Origin of the sequence: Bacillus cereus group sp. MYBK220-1 (assembly GCF_051916445.1) — a bacterium.
In the GTDB taxonomy this organism is placed as follows: Bacteria; Bacillota; Bacilli; order Bacillales; family Bacillaceae_G; genus Bacillus_A; species Bacillus_A cereus.
Genome location: NZ_JBQAGQ010000004.1, coordinates 242,033 through 262,193 on the forward strand (window position 1 = coordinate 242,033; position 20,161 = coordinate 262,193).

Genomic DNA, 20,161 nt, shown 5'->3' on the forward strand with positions numbered 1-20,161 from the left:
AAGGGGAGAGGGTATCGTCGACAAAATATGTTCGACAATACCCTCTCTTTTTTTATAGGATTTTTGCTATACTAAACTGTACTATAATACGTGGTGGAAGGAGGAGAATGATGAAAATACTTGTGGTTGATGATGAATCGAGTATTCGTAATTTGATTCGGATGCAGTTGGAGATGGAAGGTTATGAAGTGTTGGCAGCGGCTGATGGGAGAGAAGCTTTAGAGAGATGGAATGAAGGGCCGGATGTATTGATTTTGGATGTTATGCTTCCGGATACGGATGGGTATGAGTTGCTTCGTTTGTTCCGTGAGAGGGATAGGGATATTCCGGTGCTTATGTTAACGGCAAAGAGTCAGATGAATGATAAGTTGCTTGGCTTGCAGCTTGGTGCTGATGATTATGTGACGAAGCCATTTAATTATGCGGAGCTTATTCTTCGGGTTAAGAATATGGCGCGGCGTGTAAAGAAGACGGAGGTCGCTGTAAGTCATGAAGTAATTGAGGCTGGAGAGATAGTGATTTGTCCTAAGGAAAGAAAGGTACATGTGAGTGGACAAGAGATTCAGTTAACGTACCGAGAGTTTAATTTATGTCAGTTGTTTGTTTCAAATCCGCAGCGTGTGTTTATGAGGGATGAGTTGCTTGAGAAAGTATGGGGGTTTGAGTATATCGGAAATACGAGAGCAGTTGATATTATGGTGCAGAGACTTCGCAAGAAGCTTGGGACGAGCGGAGAATATATTAAGACAATTTATGGCGTTGGCTATAAACTGGATTGTTAAGTGGTGATGGTATGTCTTTAAAGCGAAATATGGTGTTCGGAATAGTTGGGCTGTTAATTCCGATTTTTGTTCTTTTATATGCAGTTGTTTATATTACGTTAGAAAAGAATATGTATCATAATGCAGCAGATTCTTTAGAAAAGTTAAGTGTAGAAGCACAAATTTATACGATGAATTATTTAGAGATGGAAGCAGAAGTGGATACGCTTGGTCCGAATTCACTTTTAATTGCGTCGTATTTAGCGAAGCGTATGGATGTCCGTGTGCAGATGATCGGGAAGAATGGCGATGTTGTTGCAGATACACAAAAAGGAGCATTGCTTCACCGTAACATCGACATTGAGAGTTCCTTGAAGGGGAAGAAGTCTTATGTTTTCGAGGAGGCGGATCCCGCTCCCATTCTTTTGTTTTCAAGCCCGGTTTATTATGGAAACGATGTCATTGGAAGTATTCGTTTTATAAATGAGTTAACGGGTGAGAAGGAAGTTTTAACAAATGTGAGCTGGACTTTCTTAATGACGTCTCTTTGTTTAGTAGCTACCGGTATTTTCTTTGCGATTCGTTTGGCGAAGTCTCTTCATAAACCAATTGATCAGTTGAGACAAATGGCACAGAGGCTCGCGAATGGTGATTATAAGAGTAAGATTGAGTTAAATGAGTACGTGGAAATCGCTCAGCTTTCAGCATCTTTTAACGCGATGGCCGATGGAATTGAGCTGCATATTAAGCAATTGCAGGAGGAGAAAGAGAAGCAGAAAGATTTCCTAGACCGCATTACGCATGAGCTAAAAACACCGCTAACGGCAATTATCGGTTATGTTGATTTAATTCCGAAGTTACAATCGAAAGAAGATGTACAGGAAAGTCTCCGTTATGTGGCTGTGGAAAGTGAGCGTTTATTATCACTTGTAGAGGAATTGCTTAAGTCCTCGAAATATGGAACGAGTACGTTTGAAGTGTCACCTACAGTTGTGAACATAAAGGAATTGGCAGAGGAAGCAGTTTCAATTGTGAAACCTCGCCTAAATCAGTTTGAAATTGAAGTGATAAATGAGTTAACGGATGTACATGTTGTTGCGGATTTTGATAAGACGAAGCAAATTTTCTTAAATGTGCTTGATAATGCAATTAAGTATAGTGATGCTTCGCACATTCGTATGAATGTAATTGTAAATGAGCATGAGGCGAAGGTCTTTGTTCATGATGATGGGATCGGTATAGATGAAGTGGTGCTTGCGGAGTGGAATGAGTCTCCGAAAGGAAAGGCACTTCCTTCTAGTTACGGGAATGGTTATGGTTTGTATATTTGTCAGGAGATTATGAGTAAGCAGGGCGGAAGCATGCGGATTGAGAGTAGTGAAGAAATAGGTACTATAATATTCATTACATTTTTGCTTCCGAGAAGGATGGAAGACATAAAAAACTTGAAAGCGGTTAAATGATACATTTATGAAACAATTATGCGGTATTTTCGAAACAACGTTTTTTTATCTTGGAGGTAGGCAGAAATGAAAAGGCTATCATTTCAAATTCTTATGTTTGTCATTTGTATGATTGTTTCTCTTGTTTTGTTTTATGTTATGGAGAAGCAAATCTATAATCGAATCAACATTGTAAATGATAAACAAGCCGTTTTACAAAGGGTGAATGAATCTCTTCCAATTGAAGTGAAAGTAAGACATGAAAAGTGGGGAGAAATTGTTGTAACGGATGAAGTTCGTTTGCATACGATTGTTTCATTCTTTGACCGAATTCGAATAGAGCCTGAGGGCGTTAAGAGCCAAGAACAAGTATTTACTGGAGAAGTAACGTACTTGAATGGACATAAGCGTACTTTTGCAGTAGGTGACTTGTTCCAGTATGGGGAAAATGTATACGGAAAGAATGGCATGGATCCGATGATTTCAGCACTTCAAACGTATTTATTAAGCCTGTATTACACGCCAGAGCGTATTAGTGATTTCTTTGCTTCAGCAAAGGATGTCGTAGTACGTCAAGGTGATGTGGTACGTACTATCAATCTTACGCACATACTTGATTCTATTCGGTACGCAAAGCAAATTACAGATTACGGAGAAATTCAGAAGTTATTACAATCGCAGAATGAACCGATTGCTTATATTACAGCTTATAAAACAGGTAAGCGTGTAAAGAATGATCGTGAAGATATTCTTACGATTTCTGTGTATCCATCGTACTTTGTTGTGCAATATCTCGGTGATAATAACGGAAATGTCATGTATATGAAAAGCTCTCTAGCAGAGTTATTCGTAAAGGAGAATGCGTCATGAGAAAGATAGCCTTTTTCTTCTTTTTGCTAGTAATTGGAGGAGCGATGTCTAGTTGCTCTCGAGATACAACCTCTATTAAATATAGTAAAAATGGTCTCCCTATTTTGGATGATCGTCATATTGTTGCGTATGTAGCGGCTCGTGAGGAAGTTGGTGAAGCGTTACTTTCATCATTTTGTAAGCCGCTCGGATGTACGTATGAATTTATTCGTCTTTCAACAGAAGAACTTCTTCGTAGAGTGGAAGAAGAAGCTGGAAATCCGAAGGCGGATATTATTATTGGCGGTACAGTAGATGCGCATCAAATGATGAAGCAAAAAAATCTTTCTATTCCTGTGATAAGCCAACATGCAAATCGTATTTCAAAAACTGTTAAAGATAAAGATGGTTATTGGTACGGTTATGAAGTGGAGAAGCTGGCAATTGCGATTAATAAAGAGCGGTGGAACGAGGAAATAGCGCCGCTCGGTCTCTCGTATCCGTTAAGATGGAAAGATTTATTGAATCCAGTATATAAGGGAAAGATTGTCATGCCCGATCCAAATGTTTCAGGTACAGCATATACGTTTTTCCAGTCACTTATTGATACGTTAGGTGAAGAGGAAGCGAAGGAATATGTGAAGAGTCTGGCAGAACAAGTTGGAGAAGTAACAGTGAATGGTTACATTCCAGCAGAACTTGTTGCGAGCGGTGAATATATGATAGGCATCAACTTTATGGGAGATCAGAGAATGCTTCAAAAACAAGGTTTTCCGATTTTAAGTAACGAACCTGAGCAAACAGGGTTATCTGTTAATGCGATTTCTAAACTAAAACGTGCACCGAGTGGTATTATTGCGGATTTATTTATTGATTATTGTTTATCAGAAGAAGCGGGGCATATTTTAGAAAAAGTGTCGTTTGGCGTACCAACGATGTTTGCGAAGAATGAGAAAGAAATAGAAGGACAGCCGGTTAGAAGGACGAACCAAAATATATCAAATAGCGGAATAATCGAGATATGGAATAGACAGCGTCTCTCTCTGAAGTGAGAAAAGGAGACGGAAATATATGTTTAAATGGCTCAAGCCAGCACCTGCAATTGAAAGATTGCCAGCGGATATGATCGACCGTGTATATCGATTACTACGTATTCGTGTGTTAATCGGGATTTCAGTTGGATATGCTGCTTATTATTTAGTTCGTAGTAACTTTAATTTATCTACTACGTATTTAGTAGACGAGTTCGGATTTAGCACTACACAAATCGGATTATTAGGTGCAGTAATGGCTGTTGTTTACGGACTTAGTAAATTCTTTATGGGTAATTTATCGGATAAGGCATTTGCTCAACGATTTATTGCAGTAGGTTTATTTTTATCTGGGCTTGTTAATATTTGTTTCGGTTATGCATCTTCCTTTGGGATGATTTTAACATTACTTGTTCTAAACGGTATTGTACAAGGTATGGGAGCACCACCTTGTAGTATTGTTATGACGAAATGGTTTTCAAAGAAAGAACGTGGTACGAAAACAGGTCTTTGGAATATTTCACATAACGTTGGTGCACTACTTGTTCCACCATTCATTGGGATTGGGGTAGGGATTTTCGGTGAAAGCCATTGGCAAGGCGGCGTGTTTATTTTCCCAGCGATTATCGCAATGGTAATTGCAGTACTTGTTTGGATCAATGCGAAGGATACACCAGAATCTGAAGGTCTTCCACCAATTGATGAATATCGTAATGACTATGAAGAACTTGAAAAAGTAGATAATGCTAACAAAATGTCACCAAAAGAAATTTTAATGAAATATGTAGTGAAAAATAAATTTGTATGGTTCTTATGTATTGCGAATGCTTTTGTTTATTTAATTCGTTTCGGTGTTATTAACTGGGTACCAATTTACTTAACAACAGTGAAAGGTTTTACAAAAACAGAAGCGCATTTTGCGTATTCAATATTTGAAACGGCAGCGATTCCAAGTTCTTTAATTGTCGGCCTTTTAAGCGATAAATTATTCAAAGGAAAACGTATGCCATTATGTGTTATGAGTATGGCTGGGGTTGTTGTTGGAACAATCGTCTATTGGCAAGCAACTAATATTATTGTTGTGAGTGTTGCAGTTTCTATTATCGGTTGTTTAATTTATGTACCACAGTTCTTAATCGGTTTAAGTGCAATGGAATTAGTACCGAAATTTGCAGTAGGTACGACAGTTGGTATGTGTGGTCTGTTCGGTTATGTTGGAGGAAGTTTCATAGCAAACGCAGCAATTGGTATCATTGTTGATCGTTCTGGCTGGGATGGTTGCTTCATGTTACTGTTAGCGGGTGGCATATTAGCAACGATATTCTTACTGATTGTTCAAATGGGACATGAGAGAAAAGCTTCTAAAGTAGTATAATATTTTATTTGAAAAAGCTATCCAATTGTTATATTGGATAGCTTTTATATTTTTATTTAGAAAAAACAAATAGTATGTAAAATTGGAGTTTAATGTGTAAAAGGTTTTTGTTACTTAATATAATTTTTTTAGATTTAATAAACCAATCACGTACATAGTTAGACCGAAAAATCCACCGCCACAGATGAAAATTACAACCTTAAATAAAGAAATAGAGATTTCTTCTGAACCTACATAGGGAAGGATATAATTCATAAAAACAAACATTTGAAAGCCCCAAAGCACACCTGCTTTTAAGCCAGCTTTTCTTAATTTTTTCTTGTGTTGTAAATATTCTTCTTTTGTTGCACATTCAGTATCACTTAAACCTTTTTTCTTGAATTTAAAGGCTAAGTAATTAGCATAAATCATATTAGATAGAAAAATGAATATTGTCCCTATAGATATTGTGTGGTTCATAGTATCAACAAGTAACATAATAAGCATTACCAACATATTTAGCCACCATAAACCAATTCCAGCTACAGATAATTCTTTATTGATTTCTTGTTTTTGATATTCATCTCTCTCACTCAGTGTTCCAACAAAACTATTATAAACTCTTTCTTTCCATTCAATTTTCATCATTTAATCTCCCTCCCAAAATAGACTGTTTAAATCTGTTTTTAGTGCTTTTGCTAATTCGATACATAAGGCTAAAGAAGGGTTATATTTATTATTTTCAATTAAATTTATTGTCTGTCTCGCCACGTTAACTTTTTTAGCTAACTCTAGCTGCGATAGCCCTTCAGATTTTCGATATTGTTTGACGTTATTCAAATATAACCCTCCCATTTATGGTTGTAGACCTCGTGTACCGAAATGTCATTTATATGTGACATTTTATAATTGAATAAATGAAATGTCAAATATATATGACAAAAATGATAGTAGTACAATTAGGAAAATGATTTTAATAATTTATCTTGGTAAGAAGTTTATTAATAAAAGATGGCTTATATTCATATAAAAAGTACTTGAAAATTCAATTTAAATTATCCTTTTTCCTTTCCTTAAATCTATCTTAAAAGATATAATGTCATATTTCTAATCATTGGAATTTTTGTTACAATATAAATGGATGTGTAAAACTTTGTAAAAATAATGTAATAATATGTAATATATTTTCAGAAAGTTTTATACAATTTTTATATTAAACTATTAAGTTATAAAAAAGGAGCGGTAATATGTTACCAAATACGGTTCGTACTCCAAACAAGAAGAAGAAATGGATTATTATTGGGGTTATTGCACTAATTGTTATTGTAGCGGCAATTAATATTTTTGTTATGCAAGGTAAGAAGAAGGGCGCATCAACAAATGCTGATGCTGTAAGTTTTGAGAAAGTGACAGAGCGTAAGCTGAATAATACGAAGTTAATTTCTGGTCAGGTGAAGCCTGGTAATATTGAAAGCTTCTATGCAGATCCGGCCAAAGGGAAAGTGAAAGATATTGAGGTAAAAGAAGGGCAAGAGGTAGAGAAAGGCACGAAGTTATTCTCTTATGATAATGAAGAGATTAACCTTCAAATGAAGCAAGCTGAGCTTGATCAGAAGATGGCGGATATGCGTTATGATCAAGGAAAAAAGAAGATTGATTCGTTGAAGAAAGAAATTAAGAAGGCGAAAGATAGCGGAGCTGGGAAAGAAGTAACAGATCCGATGGACGAGCAAGTAAACGAGTTAGAGATAGGACAAAAAACAATTGACCTTGAGAAAGAAAAAGGAAAGTTGCAGAAAGAAGAGTTAAGTAAGAAGCAGAAAGAACTTACGATTTATAGCAATTTTGCTGGTGTTGTTCAAAAGTTAGATAAAGATGCGGCACAAAGTTCATCTCAAGCGTTAGGTGGTCAAGGAAAAGCGTTTTTACAAGTAGCTTCTAAAGATCCATTCCAAGTTCAAGGTACGTTAACTGAGCTTCAAAAGTCACAAATTCAAAAAGATCAAACATTCACTGTAACTGCGAAAGCAAATAATAAGAAGAAGTGGACAGGTAAGATTACAGAGGTAAGCGAATTCCCAACGAGCGCAGAGATGGCGCAAGCTGGCGGCGTGGGTGAAGCAACTCAAAATATGTCTCAGTATACATATAAAGCAAGTCTTGATAGTCAAGATGGTTTATCTCCAGGTTATCATGTTTCATTGCAAGTAAACTTAGAGAATAAGAAGATGATTGCTGTCCCAAGTAAGAGCATTGTAGCAAAAGGCGATGATGCATTTGTTTATGTTGAGGATAAAGGGAAGCTTCGTAAACAAAATGTGAAAAAAGGTTCTACTGATGGAGATTGGACAGAGGTTGTAGAAGGCGTAACAGTGGGGCAAAAGGTGGTTAAAAATCCTTCCGACGATGTGTATGACGGAATGGAAGTGAAAGAGAAATGATTACGTTAAATAATATTGCTAAAACGTATTATCAAGGAAAATTGGCGGTGCCGATTTTGCATGGTATTAGTTTAACAATTCAGAGCGGTGAGTTCGTTTCGATTATGGGACCGTCTGGTTCTGGTAAGTCGACGCTTATGAATATTATCGGTTGTTTAGATCGTCCAACAGAAGGCGAATATATGCTGAATGACGTGAATATCTTAACAGCAGACGAGTCAAAGCTTGCTTTAATTCGTAATGAATATATTGGCTTTGTATTCCAGCATTTTAATTTACTACCTCGTCTTTCCGCAGTGGAAAATGTTGAGCTTCCGCTCGTATATGGTGGCGTGAAGAAAGCGGAGCGTCGCAAGCGTGCTTTGGAGGCGTTAGGTAAAGTTGGATTGGCAGATCGCGTGCATCATTTACCAAATGAGTTATCAGGTGGACAGAAGCAGCGTGTAGCGATTGCAAGAGCGATTGCGAATAATCCAACGTTCATTATGGCCGATGAACCGACTGGTGCACTTGATACGAAGTCTGGTGAGCAAGTTATGAATATTTTCACGAAGCTTAATGCAGAAGGTACGACAATTGTTATGGTTACGCATGAAGAGGAAGTAGCAGCGTATTCTTCCCGCCGAATTGTACTGCGAGACGGGAAAGTTACAGAAGATAGAAGGTGTGCGGTATGAGTTTACTAGATAGTATAAAAATTGCCCTGTCTTCTATTTTAGCTCATAAACTGCGTTCAGCTCTTACGATGCTCGGTATTATTATTGGGGTAGGTTCGATTATTACTGTCGTTGCAATTGGGCAAGGCGGGGAAGCGATGCTGAAGTCGAAATTCGCGGGTTCTGGTGGTAATAACCTTATGCCAATTCAATTTAAAGCAGATATTAATGATGAATTTGCTATAGGTGGATTTGAGATACCGAAGTTAACGGAAGAGGATATTTTGGAAGTAAAACAAGTGAAAGATGTTTCACACGTTATTACAACAAATTCGACGACAGAGACACTTGATGTAAATGATAAAAAAGCAAGGCTGAATGTTATTGGTCTTGATAATGAATATTTTGCGGTTAATAAAGTAAAGGTCGTAAAGGGACGTACTTTAAACGAATCAGATATTTCTCATGCAAATAACGTTGTGATGATTAGTACAAAAACAGAGGAGACGTTATTTAAGGATGTAAACCCAGTTGGACAAATTATTGAGATGAAGGGACAGCCAATGCAAATTATTGGTGTGTATACATCTGATAATGAGTTTATGGGATTTGAAATGGAAGAAGCGTTAATCCCTCTTACATTATGGCCTGTTTTATACGGAACAGATGATATTCAAAATATCGCCATTCAAGCTAAAAATGTAGACAATTTAGAAGCAGCAGGGAAACGAGCTGTTGATGTATTAAATAGTCGTAAGCCAAGTGAAATCCCAGGTAAATATGAACTGGTGAATTTAAAAGAACTCCAAGAAAATGTTTCTAAAGTAACTAGCATCATGACGATGATTATCGGTGGTATCGCTGGTATTTCATTAGTCGTTGGTGGTATTGGTGTTATGAATATCATGCTTGTATCTGTAACGGAGCGTACGCGCGAAATTGGGATACGTAAAGCGCTTGGAGCAACGCGTAGTAAAATTTTATTACAGTTTTTAATTGAAGCCGTTATGTTAACACTTCTAGGTGGTTTAATCGGAATTGGTCTTGGGTATGGCGGAGCATATATCGTTTCTACATTCGCAAAATGGCCACCACTCGTTTCATGGGAAGTTGTCGTTGGAGGCGTACTGTTCTCGATGACACTCGGTATTATTTTCGGATTAATTCCAGCAAATAAAGCTGCGAAATTAGATCCAATTGAAGCATTACGTTATGAGTAATTAATAGTGTAGTAGAACTACACATTACCGTTCTAGTGGGCGGTTCGTAGCCTCTATATGAGGAAGTGAACCGCCCGTTAGAACGGGTTATATAAATAGAAGGAGGCGTTATAATGGAAGCTAATATTAATACGCAAGATGTAGGTGCGAAGAAGCCATCATTATTAGGAATGATTACTTCTCCAGGTGAGCAGTTTGAGAGAATGAAGACGAAAAGTCCGGTATGGGGGGCATTTTTCCTTTTCATTATATTAACAGCTGTAATTGCAGGGATTAGCATGTATCAAGTAATGAATCATCCTGATGTCATGAGTGAGGTGCCTGATGCTGAAACGGCTAAAGTTGTTGGTTACTTCGGAATAGGAGCAGGTATTGTTGGAGGGCTATTTGGTACTGCGATTTGGTTCTTCATTGCGGCAGCTATTTATAAAGTGATTATGATGTTTATGAGTAATGATACTTCATACATGAAATTATTATCTATTTATGTCTACACATATACGATTTCAATTTTAGGTGCAATTGTGAACTTTATTATTAGAATGATTCTTGGTGGAGATATTGAAACTTCTTATACAAGTTTAGCAACTTTATTTGAGCCAGGTACAGTTGCTCATGGTGCTGCTTCATCATTCGAAGTTTTCAATATTTGGACATTAGTTGTAATGGGATTAGGATTACATATTACGGCTGGATTAAGTAAAAAACAAGCAACGATTTTAATTGTTATTTTCTTTATTCTTTCAGTTGGATTTACTAGTTTAAGTGGTCTAGCTCCAAAATTTGGTGCATAATTTATTCTTTTAGAAAAAGGTGGCTCTTCCAAGAGTCACCTTTTTTATTTTTACCCCTATTTCAAATACCACCAACAAAATTTCAAATACTATCTAGTGTAATTTCAAATTCCGTCGGTAGTATTTGAAATTACTCACAGTGAAATCTTTTCTTTATTTTTATATTGTGAAGGTACCGCGGAATACTAGAAAGGTATACCTTTTAGAAACGGGTACTGTGTGAAGCCAGCGACTTTTAAAGAGGCAGTTGTTTTGTATGAAGGGATGATTGTAAATCAAATAAAGAAATTAGGTATTCGTAAAGATTATGAAGAGTATTATCAATGTGGTTTAATCGGTCTTTGGCATGCGTATGAAAGATTTAATGAAAAGAAGGGGTATTTCCCTGCATATGCAGTTGTCACGGTGCGAGGTTATATATTAGAGAGATTGAAGAAAGAGTTCGCAGTGCAGGAGAGATGTGTATGTGTAGGAGAGTATGAGGATATCTTTCATTTTGAGGATGTTGAAATAAGAGTGAAGGATTTTATGAGCGTGTTAGATGAGAAGGAGAAGTATATTATTTTTGAACGTTTTTTTGTAGGGAAGACGATGGGAGAAATCGCTTTAGAGGCGGAAATGACATATTATCAAGTAAGATGGATGTATCGGCAAGCACTCGAGAAAATGCGAGATAGTGTAAAAGGATAAAAATAGAAAATAGAATGGAAGGTAAGGAAATACTACCTTCCATTCCATTTGTTATTAAGGTGATGAATCTTGCATGTTCATTTGGGATAATACATATCCAGCTTTCCATAATTGCTGGCTTAACTTATGGGGACTAATTTGTATCGTTACGGTAGCTCCATTTGAAAAATGAATTTTAGCTCGTTTAGCTTTTTTGAAAAACTCTATTGTATGAACATGTTTGAAGAAAAGCCAAATGCAATTTGGAGAAGCAGGAGATTCTGTTGGGAAAGCACAAATATATTCTCTATGATTGATTGGAATTGGAACGTTTTGTTTGAATTTAAATTTTGTTTTTACGGCATTACGTCTCCCTTGATAAGTAGAATGAATATTTGTTAGACAAGATTTCTGTATAAGTTGGAGAGCAGTTTGACAGGAGTAAAGATGGTTTCCGCTACTGTCGATAATTTTTGTACGGTAATAAGGGTGTTTACATGGTTCAAGCATCATTGTAGAACTAGAAATAAAAATGTTGTTTTCATTATCCATAATTCTATATCCTCCCTTATAATTTTCATTCCGAATATAATTATATATAAATTAAGTAAATTCACTGTTAATATTCTATTTCATATTGTAAATTTTGGCTATTCGTTTACAATCAATAGGTGATAGTCTTTCTAATTTGCATCGCTTGTACATATATATGAAAATAGAAAAGAGTAGGCGGTGATATAGTATGAAGAAAAAGTATATTATTATGGCTTTAGTTGTCGTTCTCCTAGTATATTTAGCAAACAGTAATCCGAGTAAGGGCGAATATACAGAATGGGCAGCGAAGCAGTTTATGAAGCGTAATGATGTGAGTAAGAAGCTAGATGAAGTTCAAAAAGAGAATGAAGAGGGTCTCCTTGGCGACTTGGCATCGGCCGGTAAAAAGTTAGCGAAAAAGTATGTTGAGCCACAAGTTGGGTTATTAATTGATCATTATACGAAGCGAAATGATTATATATTCTTCTCAACATATACGACTGAGTTTGATATAGGTGAAGAACATTATAAGTACGTATGCGTCGGTTTCTCAAAGATTTTTATTCCGATTGAAATGCCGAAGAAAAAAGACGAATCTGCAAAATGATGCAGATTCGCCTTTTTCATTTTATAGAGTAATTGGAACTTCAGATACATTTTTTTCTAAAAGGCGAGCTCCCTTTTTTCGTGTATTTTCATCAATGGATGAAAATACAGATGAGGCGAGGATTGTATCCATTACTTGATTTACGACTTGTGCATCGATTGGTGTGATGGGCGTATCGATAGAAAAAACGACTGTTTTTCCATCTTCTTTTGCGAAAATCAACTCTAGTACTTGCATGTGTTATTCCCTCCTTTGTATTTATCAAGCTATTTATGGGATTCGGGTCTGCCGGTTAAATTGCGGTCTAATAATCAGCGGGGATGAATAAAATCCCCACTGATCCGAGTTTTACTTTATAGTTTAGAAAGATCTGATGTGCTTACAAGTTGTACAGCGTGAAGTGGTGATGCTTGTAAGGAAGCTAGAGCATGAGCTACATTGTGTACTTGATCTAAGCTCGCATTTGTTTTAACACGTTTAAATTGTTTGCTCTTGAAAACTGTTTTTCCGTTCTTATCTAATCCGTTGTTTAAGACAAGACGTAAAGTTAAATCCATTACGATTGTTTCAATTGCCATGTGTATCACCTCCTTTCACTTTATAAATAGGGTACAAATGTCATGTTTTGGCGTGAAATTTTTTCTTTTTTTTGGTACCCTTAAAAGATTAAGAGAGGAGAATTCTGGATAATGAATCGTAAATGGTTATTTTGGATTCCTGTATTACTATGGATGGGGCTGATTTTCTATTCTTCGGCACAACCATATAAAAAGCAGGATATGCGTTCAGATATTGAACAATATGTAAATGTTGAATTTGTGAAAGAGCATTTTTCATGGGTATCTATCGATTATGGTGGAGGAACCCCTGTTAGTATTGCGAATAAAGGTGTAGGCGGATTTATTGAGTTTTTCCTTCGTAAAGGTGCTCATTTTATGGTGTTCTTTATGCTAGGTTCATTGATTTATTACGCTTTTCATCGATCAGGTTATTCGAGGAAAAGATGTTTTATATATGCCCTTCTTTTCGTTGCGGGTTATGCAACATTTGATGAAATTCACCAATGGTATACGGGAGACCGCACACCAATGTGGCAAGATTCATTGCTTGATACGTGCGGCGGATTAACGGGAATTATAATAAGTAATTGGTTTTGGAATAGAAAAAAGCGCTAATCTCAAATGAGATTAGCGCTTTTTTTGCGGGGAGTAAAACCTCCACTGATTAAAGTTTCACTTTATACACCAAGTAATTCTTTTAGTTCGTCTGTTGATAGTTCAGTCATCCAGCTATCGCTTGTGATGACCGCATTGTTTAGAGATTGTTTTCTTTCTAGCATTTCATCAATTTTTTCTTCTAATGTTCCTGTTGTAATAAGTTTGTGAACATGAACAAATCGTTTTTGACCAATGCGATATGCGCGGTCTGTTGCTTGATTTTCCACAGCTGGATTCCACCAACGGTCGTAGTGAATGACATGGTTGGCAGCGGTTAAGTTTAATCCTGTTCCGCCAGCTTTTAAGGATAAGATGAAAATGTCATACGTTCCGTTTTGGAACTCCTCAATCATCTTGTCGCGATCTTTTTTCGGCACACTACCGTTTAAGAAGAGGACACGCTGGCCGAATTTTTCTTCTAGCACACGTTTTAGCATGTTCCCCATGCCGATGTATTGAGTGAAGATGAGGCAACTTTCATTTTGATCTTTTATATTTTCGATGAGCTCCATTAACGTTTTTGTTTTCATAGAGCGTTCAACGACATTTTGTGGCTCTTCTTCTTTTAAATAAAGAGCTGGATGATTACAAATTTGTTTTAGCTTGTTCAGCATAAGTAATATAAAGCCGCGTCTTTCAATTCCACTTAATCCTTCGACATTTTGCAGTGTATCTTGAACAAGTTGTTCATATAAGGAAGCTTGTTCACCAGTAAGAGGACAGTAAGCTTTTTGTTCTTGTTTATCTGGTAAATTTAATGCGACCGTTTGATCTTTCTTCGTTCGGCGCAGTAAAAATGGTGAGATAAACCGTTGAACTTGCTGGATTTTTCCTTCATCACGATCTTTTTCAATCGGTGTGACGAAGCGACGTTGGAATTGCCCTAAGCTTCCGAGATATCCATGATTAATAAAGTCGAAAATGGACCAAAGTTCAGCAAGGCGATTTTCCATCGGCGTACCAGTTAAAGCGATTTTGTGATTTGCTTGTAAGTTTCGTACTGCTTTCGACTGTTTCGTATGTGGGTTCTTAATATTTTGTGCTTCATCCAAAATAACAGCATCCCAGCATAATGAAGTTAGTTCTTCCTCATCGAGTTGAGCCAATGCATAAGATGTTAATACAACATCTGCTGATTGAAGGAAATCTTCAAAAGAATTGCCCTTATCTCTATTACTTCCGTAATGTAATTGAACACGTAAATTCGGTGCGAAACGCTCAAATTCTTTTTGCCAATTTCCAAGAACAGATGTCGGCGCTACGATTAATGCAGGGCCTGTTTTGAGATTGTTTTCTTTTATATATAGTAAGTAAGAGATTGTTTGAATACTTTTCCCGAGTCCCATATCGTCAGCTAGCAATGCTCCAAATCCAAGCTTTCGTAAATATAATAACCATTCAATGCCGTGTTGTTGATATGGACGAAGTGTTGCGTTTAGTGAAGTAGGGACATCTACTTTTGGAATATCTCCAATATGAAGCAGCTTTTGGAATAGTTCCTCATAATATCCATCTAGTTCAATTTCAATATCAGTAAACGGACTATCATCTTCTACAATTTCTGTTTCAGCCGTATTTGATAAATGTTGCTGCAGGACATCTTTCATCTCTAGTCCGTATTTATCGGCACGGTTCATGAGTTTCCTTACTTCTTCGATAAAGGCTGGATCTAGTCGCATCCATTGACCGTTTATATTAAATAGACGTTTGTTTTGTTCAACGAGTTCAAAAAATTCGCTTTCTGATAAATCAATGCCGTTCGTCGAAATTCGCCAGTCAAAATTAACGAGCGTATTCATACCGAAGAACGATTGTGTTTGTACTGTATTTTGCTTCAGCTGGACACGTAATTTCGGTTTTGTTGCTTTTAAATTTTGCCACCATGATGGTAGTAAAATTGTAATGCCGGCTGCAAGTAATTCATTGCTTGCTTCTGTTAAGAAGTTCCAAGCTTCTGTTTCAAAGAGCTCATTTCGGAACGTATCTCCTTCTTTTAACCACGGTATGAGCTTACTAAAACCTTCTTGTGTTTCTGTAATCCGTTCTTCGTAATCGTGCCATCTTTTCGGTAAGGAATCGATGTTTTCATATACATATATGCGATGCGCCCCGCGCTTTGGTGTCACGATTGTTTCAAGTTTCCACATTTCAAATTCTTCTTGTGGTTCTTGCAGTCTTAGTCCGATTGTAAACGGAAGATCATCTTCAATATAACCAATTTTTCGAAGCCAATCTTCTTCATGTAGTGCTGTTTCCAATTGTCTTTTCGTAAAGTCGTAATGTTCATATAGTCTTTTAGCATCTTCCCAGCCGTCATTTGAGCGATTGTCTTGTAATATGCTTTCATTAACTGCTGCTGAGAAAAGAGATGCTAATGTGTCATCTTCAATTGGCGTATTTTGAACTTTCCAAGATGGTTGCTTGGGCCAGTGCTCCATATCTGGTACGAAGCTACCGCTCGTAAAGGCATCCCATAATTCATTTGCATCTTTTGTAAGTGCTGTAATAGGGCCGTTCAGTTGAATATGTGCAAAGGAATTCATCGGTTTGTTTGCAATGTATTCAAAGGCTTGTGCATTTGTTAGTAGCACACCTTGTTTTCCTTCGAAGGTTGCTTCTTTTAGAAACGTACCGTAGAAAGAAGTGGAGTGCCATGTGAATGCATTTCGTTTCCAACTTGTTACGGATAATGGAGTACCGCTGTCATCTTCTCCCCAAAGGAACCAACCTTGACTAACATGCTGGAGCCTAATTGTTACTTCAGTTTGATTGATCATCGATTAATTTTCCTTTCCGTAATTCCTCTTGTAGTGCACGCAGACGTGAATGGAGATTGGCGATGTGAATAATGAAAGCATCCCATTCATCGGTGCGTTTTAATCGTTTATATAATGTACGTAATTTCTTTAAGTAACGAACTGCGCGTCTATATGATTTACGATTTCGTTCTTCAATTGCTTCTACAGCAGCAAGATGATAAAGAGGAAGTGCTGCTTCTGGTGCTTCTTTCTCAATATCTTTCAGTGGTTCTTTTAACAGTTCAATTGCTTCAAACCCATATAAGAGATGAAGCTCTGCCCATGTGTGATACTGTTTTTTCGCGAGTACGTACTGTTCATAGTTTGTGAAACTATACGGTAATAGTTCTTGTAAAATCATTTCAAAACCAGCTTGTTCATTTGTATGTGTTGCGTATGTTTCATACATGATTACAAATAGCCGAACGATATCTTTTATAAAAATCGTATTTTCGTGATCTTGGAGCGTTTTCTTTACTTGTTTATACGTAAAGGAAAGCCAGTTTTTTGCACGATCCCACTGCATGGCACTTAATAGTTCTTCTAACCAATAGAAGTATAGACTCACAACAGAAGCAGGCTGTTTTTTTAGTAAGTCCATCGCTAGTAGATCTTCTTCATTTAAAAAGAGAAGGTGAGAAGACGCTAATGCTTTAGATAGTGGATTGATTTTCGTATCGATTCGTTTTTCTTCCTCTTGTATTTTCTCTTTATTGTTTAAAAGTTCACTCCATATGTGGCGATAAATGAAAAATCGCTCTTGTGTATAAGCGTCGGTAGAGAAGAATACTTCATGAACAAGACGAGCTGTTTCTTGCAAAATTATTTCAGACTCTGAAGGAATCGCTTCTGATTGTAAGTCCCGAACGATGGATTCCACTTTGTCTACAAATAGGCGAACGACATTAACAGGTTGGTGATAAGAATACGTTTTGTTTGCTTCGAATGCCTGGATTTCTTCTAATAATTTTTGAAAGCAGTAAAGTGCTGCATGTAACCTGAATAATTCATGTATGGCGATAACGCGCGGAGCTTTCCGCTCAAGCTTCGTATAGAAATCTGTAAAGATACTCATAAGAAAATACATTTGTTTATAAGTAAGGCGAGCTTGTTCTTTTTTAAATGATTCATATTCTTTTTCAAAATATGATTCCCAACTTTTATAATCCGTTTCTTCAAAAGCTGATGATTGCAATACTTGTCTTGCAGTTCGAATAGGAGGAAGGGAAGGTTTCGTATTATTTTTAAATAAAGTTAATACATCTCCTACTTGCCCGAAACTAGACGCTGCAGATAGTAATACAGCGAGCATATGCTCACATTGTGTTGGTGCGAAGCAATCACAATAACTTTCAGCGACATTACGAATCGGAATATGAACGCTATATACGTTGCCTTCCGCATCTACAGTTCCTGATAGTGTATAACCATCAAAGTCAACGTTGTAGACAACACCACTACGATATAGGTGCCGAGCTGTAGCGACATGTTCCTGATCAGCTGTTTGCTGTGGATCTAGTCCTTGAACGAACTCATTCGCAATCATCATAATTTCATCTTTCGTAATTGAGTGTTGCAGCATAATATTCCTCCGTACACATATTTCTTTCCTTTACCATTATAAACAAAAAATGCTCAAAACAGAAAAAATGAAATTTGGATTACATAACTTGAAAATCATGGTAATATATAAAATGTTAATTTCATATATGAATATATATGTATAGGAGGAGAAATGATTTGTCAGATTTACAGACGAAGTTAGGTAGTGGAATGAATAAGTTACAAGAAGGAATAGAACAAGGGAAAATGAAGTTGCAAGTTGCACAAGAAATTGCTCAATTGAAAAAGGGAATGCAAGTGCAAATGCAGAAAAAAGCAGAGGTTCTATTAGAGGTTGGACAGCAAGTGTATGTTCAATTAAGAGGAAGTGGAGTAAATGAAGCGAGCTTAAAAGAAATGATTGCTCCAGTTCAAGAATTTGATGTAGCTATTTATCAAGCAAGAAAGCGCATTGTTGAATTGCAAAAACAACAAGGTGAAAAAGCTACATGTGAATGTGGTGGACCTTTATCAATAAATGATAAGTTTTGTGGTTCGTGTGGAAAGCCTAACCCGATGTTAGCAGTAGAAAATGAAGGTGAAACGGTAAATTGTATTTCATGTAATGAGCATATCGATAAAAACTCTACTTACTGTCCAGTTTGTGGAATTAAGCAAAGTGGGGAGTGAATTAAATGTATTGTCGCACATGTGGAAAACAACATGGTGAAGAAGTAAATTATTGCCCAAATGAAGGTAGTATGGAGATTGCAGGAGCTATAGATGCAGTAACATTAGAAAAAGATACTGCAAAATACTGCAGAGGTTGTGGCAGTGAAAATGCTCAAAAAAATTTATATTGTCAAAAGTGTGGGTATTCTTTATCTGTTGTGAAGAAAAAAGAACAAACTGTAAAATTACCTACAATGGATGGTGCTCCTAAAGTTGAATTTAAAGCAGATAAAGCCGTTTTACAAAAAGGTTTTATTGGTGGGGCTGTTGCAAGTATTCTCATGTTAATTGCTGGTTGGATTGGTAGTTTATTATTTGCCTCTATGTTAAGTGAGATGTTTAGCAAATTTGCGAAAGAATTAGAAATGTTGCCAAGTTTTTATTCGAGTGCAACTTCTACGATGTTAAGTTACCATTTACTTGGTTTTACAGCTAACGATGATAGTGGATTGATATTTTCTTTATCTTGGCATACTCCATTTACATTATTATTAATCATTCCATTTATTATTTTCGCTGGTACAGGAATTTGGTTAGGGAAACAGCATGTTGCGAAAACGATTAAAGATCAAATCTTTATGGCAGCAACAGTTGGTATTATTTATGGAGTCTTTTTATTCATTATAAGTTTTATAGCATCACAATCTTTTGCAATCCCATTCTCAGAAGCAGGTAAGATTACGGTTGGCTATTCAGCGATGAAGAGTTTATTGAGTGGTTTTGTATGTGGGACATTATTTACCTTATTAGGATTTATTGCTCATACAAGCAAAAACAATATGGCAGCAGCATTTCAAGAGTTAATGCCATATGGAGCGTCTGTTTATTACGGTGTTTCGGCTATGATAAAAGGACTTTTAGTAACAGCAGTAGCGGTTTGTATTATGGCGTTAGTAAGTAAGGAAGACGGTATTGAACCATTAAAAGAAATAACAACTTTAAAATCTGAAAGTACATTATTAGCATTAGAGTTAACACCTCAATTATGGAGTATGGCTCATTTTGCGCCGTTAGAAGTATCAAGTCCAGCACTTAGTAAGGAATTTACTAGAATTGGTAAGAAATCAAATGCATATGAGAGCACACTATCGTTTTCATTTATATCAGGCGTCTCTGTAAATGGCGTAGAGCTTAGAGAGATATTGATTTCAAAAGGAGCAAATGAGGGAAGCCTTGCAGAATTTGATAAAGTGAATAACGTATTCCATTACGGTTTATTACTGCTTATTATTCCATTGTTCTTTATGTTTAGAGCGGGAAGAAAGTTAGCTAAATTACCGACTGCCAATATATATATTACATTAGCGGTATGCAGTGGTTCTTACACAATTATGATGATTGTAATGAATATGATTTCTAAGTTCCAAATTAATGTTTCAGGAACTGTAACAAGTTTATTTGGAACAAGCGGAACAGTACTATCTATGCAAAATTCATTTACATATTTAATTTTGTTTAGTTTTATTGTGACATATGTAGCGGCATTTGCTGGAATGAAATTAGCTAAAAAATAG

21 protein-coding genes are annotated in these 20,161 nt (G+C 36.5%); 14 read left to right on the forward strand and 7 right to left on the reverse strand.

The window, feature by feature from the left end; translation table 11 throughout:
• Positions 1-110: 110 nt before the first annotated feature.
• From ACTFRU_RS18830 to ACTFRU_RS18850, 5 genes are all read left to right on the forward strand, one after another.
• Entirely contained in the window at positions 111-782 is a 672-nt protein-coding gene (locus ACTFRU_RS18830; protein WP_000699557.1) for a response regulator transcription factor, read from the forward strand.
• Positions 783-793: 11 nt separating this feature from the next.
• Positions 794-2,224 carry a sensor histidine kinase gene (locus ACTFRU_RS18835; RefSeq protein ID WP_061113498.1) on the forward strand — a complete coding sequence of 477 codons (1,431 nt, stop codon included), beginning with the start codon at positions 794-796 and terminating at the stop codon, positions 2,222-2,224.
• Between the two features lie 66 nt (positions 2,225-2,290).
• Positions 2,291-3,073, forward strand: coding sequence for a DUF3919 family protein (locus ACTFRU_RS18840; protein ID WP_006925814.1), 783 nt, complete (start codon positions 2,291-2,293; stop codon positions 3,071-3,073).
• The gene (locus ACTFRU_RS18845) at positions 3,070-4,104 is read left to right on the forward strand and encodes an ABC transporter substrate-binding protein (RefSeq protein ID WP_440037749.1); all 1,035 of its coding nucleotides are present in this window, start codon (positions 3,070-3,072) and stop codon (positions 4,102-4,104) included. The genes ACTFRU_RS18840 and ACTFRU_RS18845 overlap by 4 nt, the downstream gene beginning before the upstream one ends.
• A 19-nt stretch (positions 4,105-4,123) precedes the next feature.
• Complete coding sequence (locus tag ACTFRU_RS18850) at positions 4,124-5,458, forward strand: MFS transporter (RefSeq protein ID WP_061113497.1); 1,335 nt, start codon at positions 4,124-4,126, stop codon at positions 5,456-5,458.
• Positions 5,459-5,572: 114 nt separating this feature from the next.
• On the opposite strand, the gene ACTFRU_RS18855 is transcribed toward ACTFRU_RS18850, so the two are convergent.
• The gene (locus tag ACTFRU_RS18855; protein ID WP_000975591.1) at positions 5,573-6,085 is read right to left on the reverse strand and encodes a DUF3278 domain-containing protein; all 513 of its coding nucleotides are present in this window, start codon (positions 6,083-6,085) and stop codon (positions 5,573-5,575) included.
• Positions 6,086-6,277, reverse strand: a complete 192-nt coding sequence (locus ACTFRU_RS18860) for a helix-turn-helix transcriptional regulator (protein ID WP_001067016.1) — start codon at positions 6,275-6,277, stop codon at positions 6,086-6,088.
• A gap of 407 nt (positions 6,278-6,684) precedes the next feature.
• Between ACTFRU_RS18860 and ACTFRU_RS18865 the strand changes: the two genes are divergently transcribed.
• From ACTFRU_RS18865 to ACTFRU_RS18885, 5 genes are all read left to right on the forward strand, one after another.
• Complete coding sequence (locus tag ACTFRU_RS18865) at positions 6,685-7,878, forward strand: efflux RND transporter periplasmic adaptor subunit (RefSeq protein ID WP_044306710.1); 1,194 nt, start codon at positions 6,685-6,687, stop codon at positions 7,876-7,878.
• Entirely contained in the window at positions 7,875-8,555 is a 681-nt protein-coding gene (locus tag ACTFRU_RS18870; protein WP_000631626.1) for an ABC transporter ATP-binding protein, read from the forward strand. Before ACTFRU_RS18865 ends, ACTFRU_RS18870 begins: the two co-directional genes overlap by 4 nt.
• The gene (locus ACTFRU_RS18875) at positions 8,552-9,754 is read left to right on the forward strand and encodes an ABC transporter permease (RefSeq protein ID WP_061113496.1); all 1,203 of its coding nucleotides are present in this window, start codon (positions 8,552-8,554) and stop codon (positions 9,752-9,754) included. The genes ACTFRU_RS18870 and ACTFRU_RS18875 overlap by 4 nt, the downstream gene beginning before the upstream one ends.
• 113 nt (positions 9,755-9,867) lie before the next feature.
• Positions 9,868-10,548: a Yip1 family protein gene (locus ACTFRU_RS18880; RefSeq protein ID WP_000387922.1), complete on the forward strand. Its 681-nt coding sequence runs from the start codon at positions 9,868-9,870 to the stop codon at positions 10,546-10,548.
• Positions 10,549-10,767: 219 nt separating this feature from the next.
• Entirely contained in the window at positions 10,768-11,238 is a 471-nt protein-coding gene (locus ACTFRU_RS18885; protein ID WP_071732268.1) for a sigma-70 family RNA polymerase sigma factor, read from the forward strand.
• 54 nt (positions 11,239-11,292) lie between these two features.
• On the opposite strand, the gene ACTFRU_RS18890 is transcribed toward ACTFRU_RS18885, so the two are convergent.
• Positions 11,293-11,769, reverse strand: a complete 477-nt coding sequence (locus tag ACTFRU_RS18890; protein ID WP_000368312.1) for a competence protein ComK — start codon at positions 11,767-11,769, stop codon at positions 11,293-11,295.
• Positions 11,770-11,959: 190 nt separating this feature from the next.
• Here ACTFRU_RS18890 and ACTFRU_RS18895 point away from each other — a divergent pair, with 190 nt between their 5' ends.
• Positions 11,960-12,358 (forward strand): DUF4359 domain-containing protein, encoded by a 399-nt coding sequence (locus ACTFRU_RS18895; protein WP_000731405.1) that lies wholly within the window; start codon positions 11,960-11,962, stop codon positions 12,356-12,358.
• 21 nt (positions 12,359-12,379) lie between these two features.
• Here the strand turns inward: ACTFRU_RS18895 and ACTFRU_RS18900 are convergent, their stop codons facing one another.
• Both ACTFRU_RS18900 and ACTFRU_RS18905 read right to left on the reverse strand, forming a co-directional pair.
• Positions 12,380-12,595 carry a DUF2922 domain-containing protein gene (locus ACTFRU_RS18900; protein WP_088859674.1) on the reverse strand — a complete coding sequence of 72 codons (216 nt, stop codon included), beginning with the start codon at positions 12,593-12,595 and terminating at the stop codon, positions 12,380-12,382.
• 116 nt (positions 12,596-12,711) lie between these two features.
• Positions 12,712-12,936 (reverse strand): DUF1659 domain-containing protein, encoded by a 225-nt coding sequence (locus tag ACTFRU_RS18905; RefSeq protein ID WP_000963861.1) that lies wholly within the window; start codon positions 12,934-12,936, stop codon positions 12,712-12,714.
• Positions 12,937-13,047: 111 nt separating this feature from the next.
• On the opposite strand from ACTFRU_RS18905, the gene ACTFRU_RS18910 reads away from it, so the two are divergent.
• Positions 13,048-13,533 carry a VanZ family protein gene (locus ACTFRU_RS18910; protein ID WP_001080709.1) on the forward strand — a complete coding sequence of 162 codons (486 nt, stop codon included), beginning with the start codon at positions 13,048-13,050 and terminating at the stop codon, positions 13,531-13,533.
• 62 nt (positions 13,534-13,595) lie between these two features.
• On the opposite strand, the gene ACTFRU_RS18915 is transcribed toward ACTFRU_RS18910, so the two are convergent.
• Both ACTFRU_RS18915 and ACTFRU_RS18920 read right to left on the reverse strand, forming a co-directional pair.
• The gene (locus tag ACTFRU_RS18915; protein ID WP_000610119.1) at positions 13,596-16,352 is read right to left on the reverse strand and encodes a DEAD/DEAH box helicase; all 2,757 of its coding nucleotides are present in this window, start codon (positions 16,350-16,352) and stop codon (positions 13,596-13,598) included.
• A complete protein-coding gene (locus ACTFRU_RS18920; protein WP_016123792.1) occupies positions 16,336-17,955 on the reverse strand; it encodes an SWIM zinc finger family protein in 1,620 nt (539 codons plus the stop codon). The genes ACTFRU_RS18915 and ACTFRU_RS18920 overlap by 17 nt, the downstream gene beginning before the upstream one ends.
• A gap of 158 nt (positions 17,956-18,113) precedes the next feature.
• Here ACTFRU_RS18920 and ACTFRU_RS18925 point away from each other — a divergent pair, with 158 nt between their 5' ends.
• Positions 18,114-18,605 (forward strand): zinc ribbon domain-containing protein, encoded by a 492-nt coding sequence (locus ACTFRU_RS18925; protein WP_001281753.1) that lies wholly within the window; start codon positions 18,114-18,116, stop codon positions 18,603-18,605.
• Positions 18,606-18,610: 5 nt separating this feature from the next.
• Entirely contained in the window at positions 18,611-20,161 is a 1,551-nt protein-coding gene (locus tag ACTFRU_RS18930) for a zinc ribbon domain-containing protein (RefSeq protein WP_000271649.1), read from the forward strand.

Excerpts from the sequence above, each read along its gene's own strand:
- ACTFRU_RS18905 (WP_000963861.1), bottom strand. The coding sequence starts at position 12,936 with ATGGCAATTGAAACAATCGTAATGGATTTAACTTTACGTCTTGTCTTA.
- ACTFRU_RS18895 (WP_000731405.1), top strand. The coding sequence starts at position 11,960 with ATGAAGAAAAAGTATATTATTATGGCTTTAGTTGTCGTTCTCCTAGTA.
- ACTFRU_RS18840 (WP_006925814.1), top strand. The coding sequence starts at position 2,291 with ATGAAAAGGCTATCATTTCAAATTCTTATGTTTGTCATTTGTATGATT.
- ACTFRU_RS18875 (WP_061113496.1), top strand. The coding sequence starts at position 8,552 with ATGAGTTTACTAGATAGTATAAAAATTGCCCTGTCTTCTATTTTAGCT.
- ACTFRU_RS18900 (WP_088859674.1), bottom strand. The coding sequence starts at position 12,595 with ATGCAAGTACTAGAGTTGATTTTCGCAAAAGAAGATGGAAAAACAGTC.
- ACTFRU_RS18845 (WP_440037749.1), top strand. The coding sequence starts at position 3,070 with ATGAGAAAGATAGCCTTTTTCTTCTTTTTGCTAGTAATTGGAGGAGCG.
- ACTFRU_RS18890 (WP_000368312.1), bottom strand. The coding sequence starts at position 11,769 with ATGGATAATGAAAACAACATTTTTATTTCTAGTTCTACAATGATGCTT.
- ACTFRU_RS18850 (WP_061113497.1), top strand. The coding sequence starts at position 4,124 with ATGTTTAAATGGCTCAAGCCAGCACCTGCAATTGAAAGATTGCCAGCG.
- ACTFRU_RS18910 (WP_001080709.1), top strand. The coding sequence starts at position 13,048 with ATGAATCGTAAATGGTTATTTTGGATTCCTGTATTACTATGGATGGGG.
- ACTFRU_RS18835 (WP_061113498.1), top strand. The coding sequence starts at position 794 with ATGTCTTTAAAGCGAAATATGGTGTTCGGAATAGTTGGGCTGTTAATT.
- ACTFRU_RS18865 (WP_044306710.1), top strand. The coding sequence starts at position 6,685 with ATGTTACCAAATACGGTTCGTACTCCAAACAAGAAGAAGAAATGGATT.
- ACTFRU_RS18915 (WP_000610119.1), bottom strand. The coding sequence starts at position 16,352 with ATGATCAATCAAACTGAAGTAACAATTAGGCTCCAGCATGTTAGTCAA.
- ACTFRU_RS18870 (WP_000631626.1), top strand. The coding sequence starts at position 7,875 with ATGATTACGTTAAATAATATTGCTAAAACGTATTATCAAGGAAAATTG.
- ACTFRU_RS18830 (WP_000699557.1), top strand. The coding sequence starts at position 111 with ATGAAAATACTTGTGGTTGATGATGAATCGAGTATTCGTAATTTGATT.
- ACTFRU_RS18930 (WP_000271649.1), top strand. The coding sequence starts at position 18,611 with ATGTATTGTCGCACATGTGGAAAACAACATGGTGAAGAAGTAAATTAT.
- ACTFRU_RS18855 (WP_000975591.1), bottom strand. The coding sequence starts at position 6,085 with ATGATGAAAATTGAATGGAAAGAAAGAGTTTATAATAGTTTTGTTGGA.
- ACTFRU_RS18920 (WP_016123792.1), bottom strand. The coding sequence starts at position 17,955 with ATGCTGCAACACTCAATTACGAAAGATGAAATTATGATGATTGCGAAT.
- ACTFRU_RS18880 (WP_000387922.1), top strand. The coding sequence starts at position 9,868 with ATGGAAGCTAATATTAATACGCAAGATGTAGGTGCGAAGAAGCCATCA.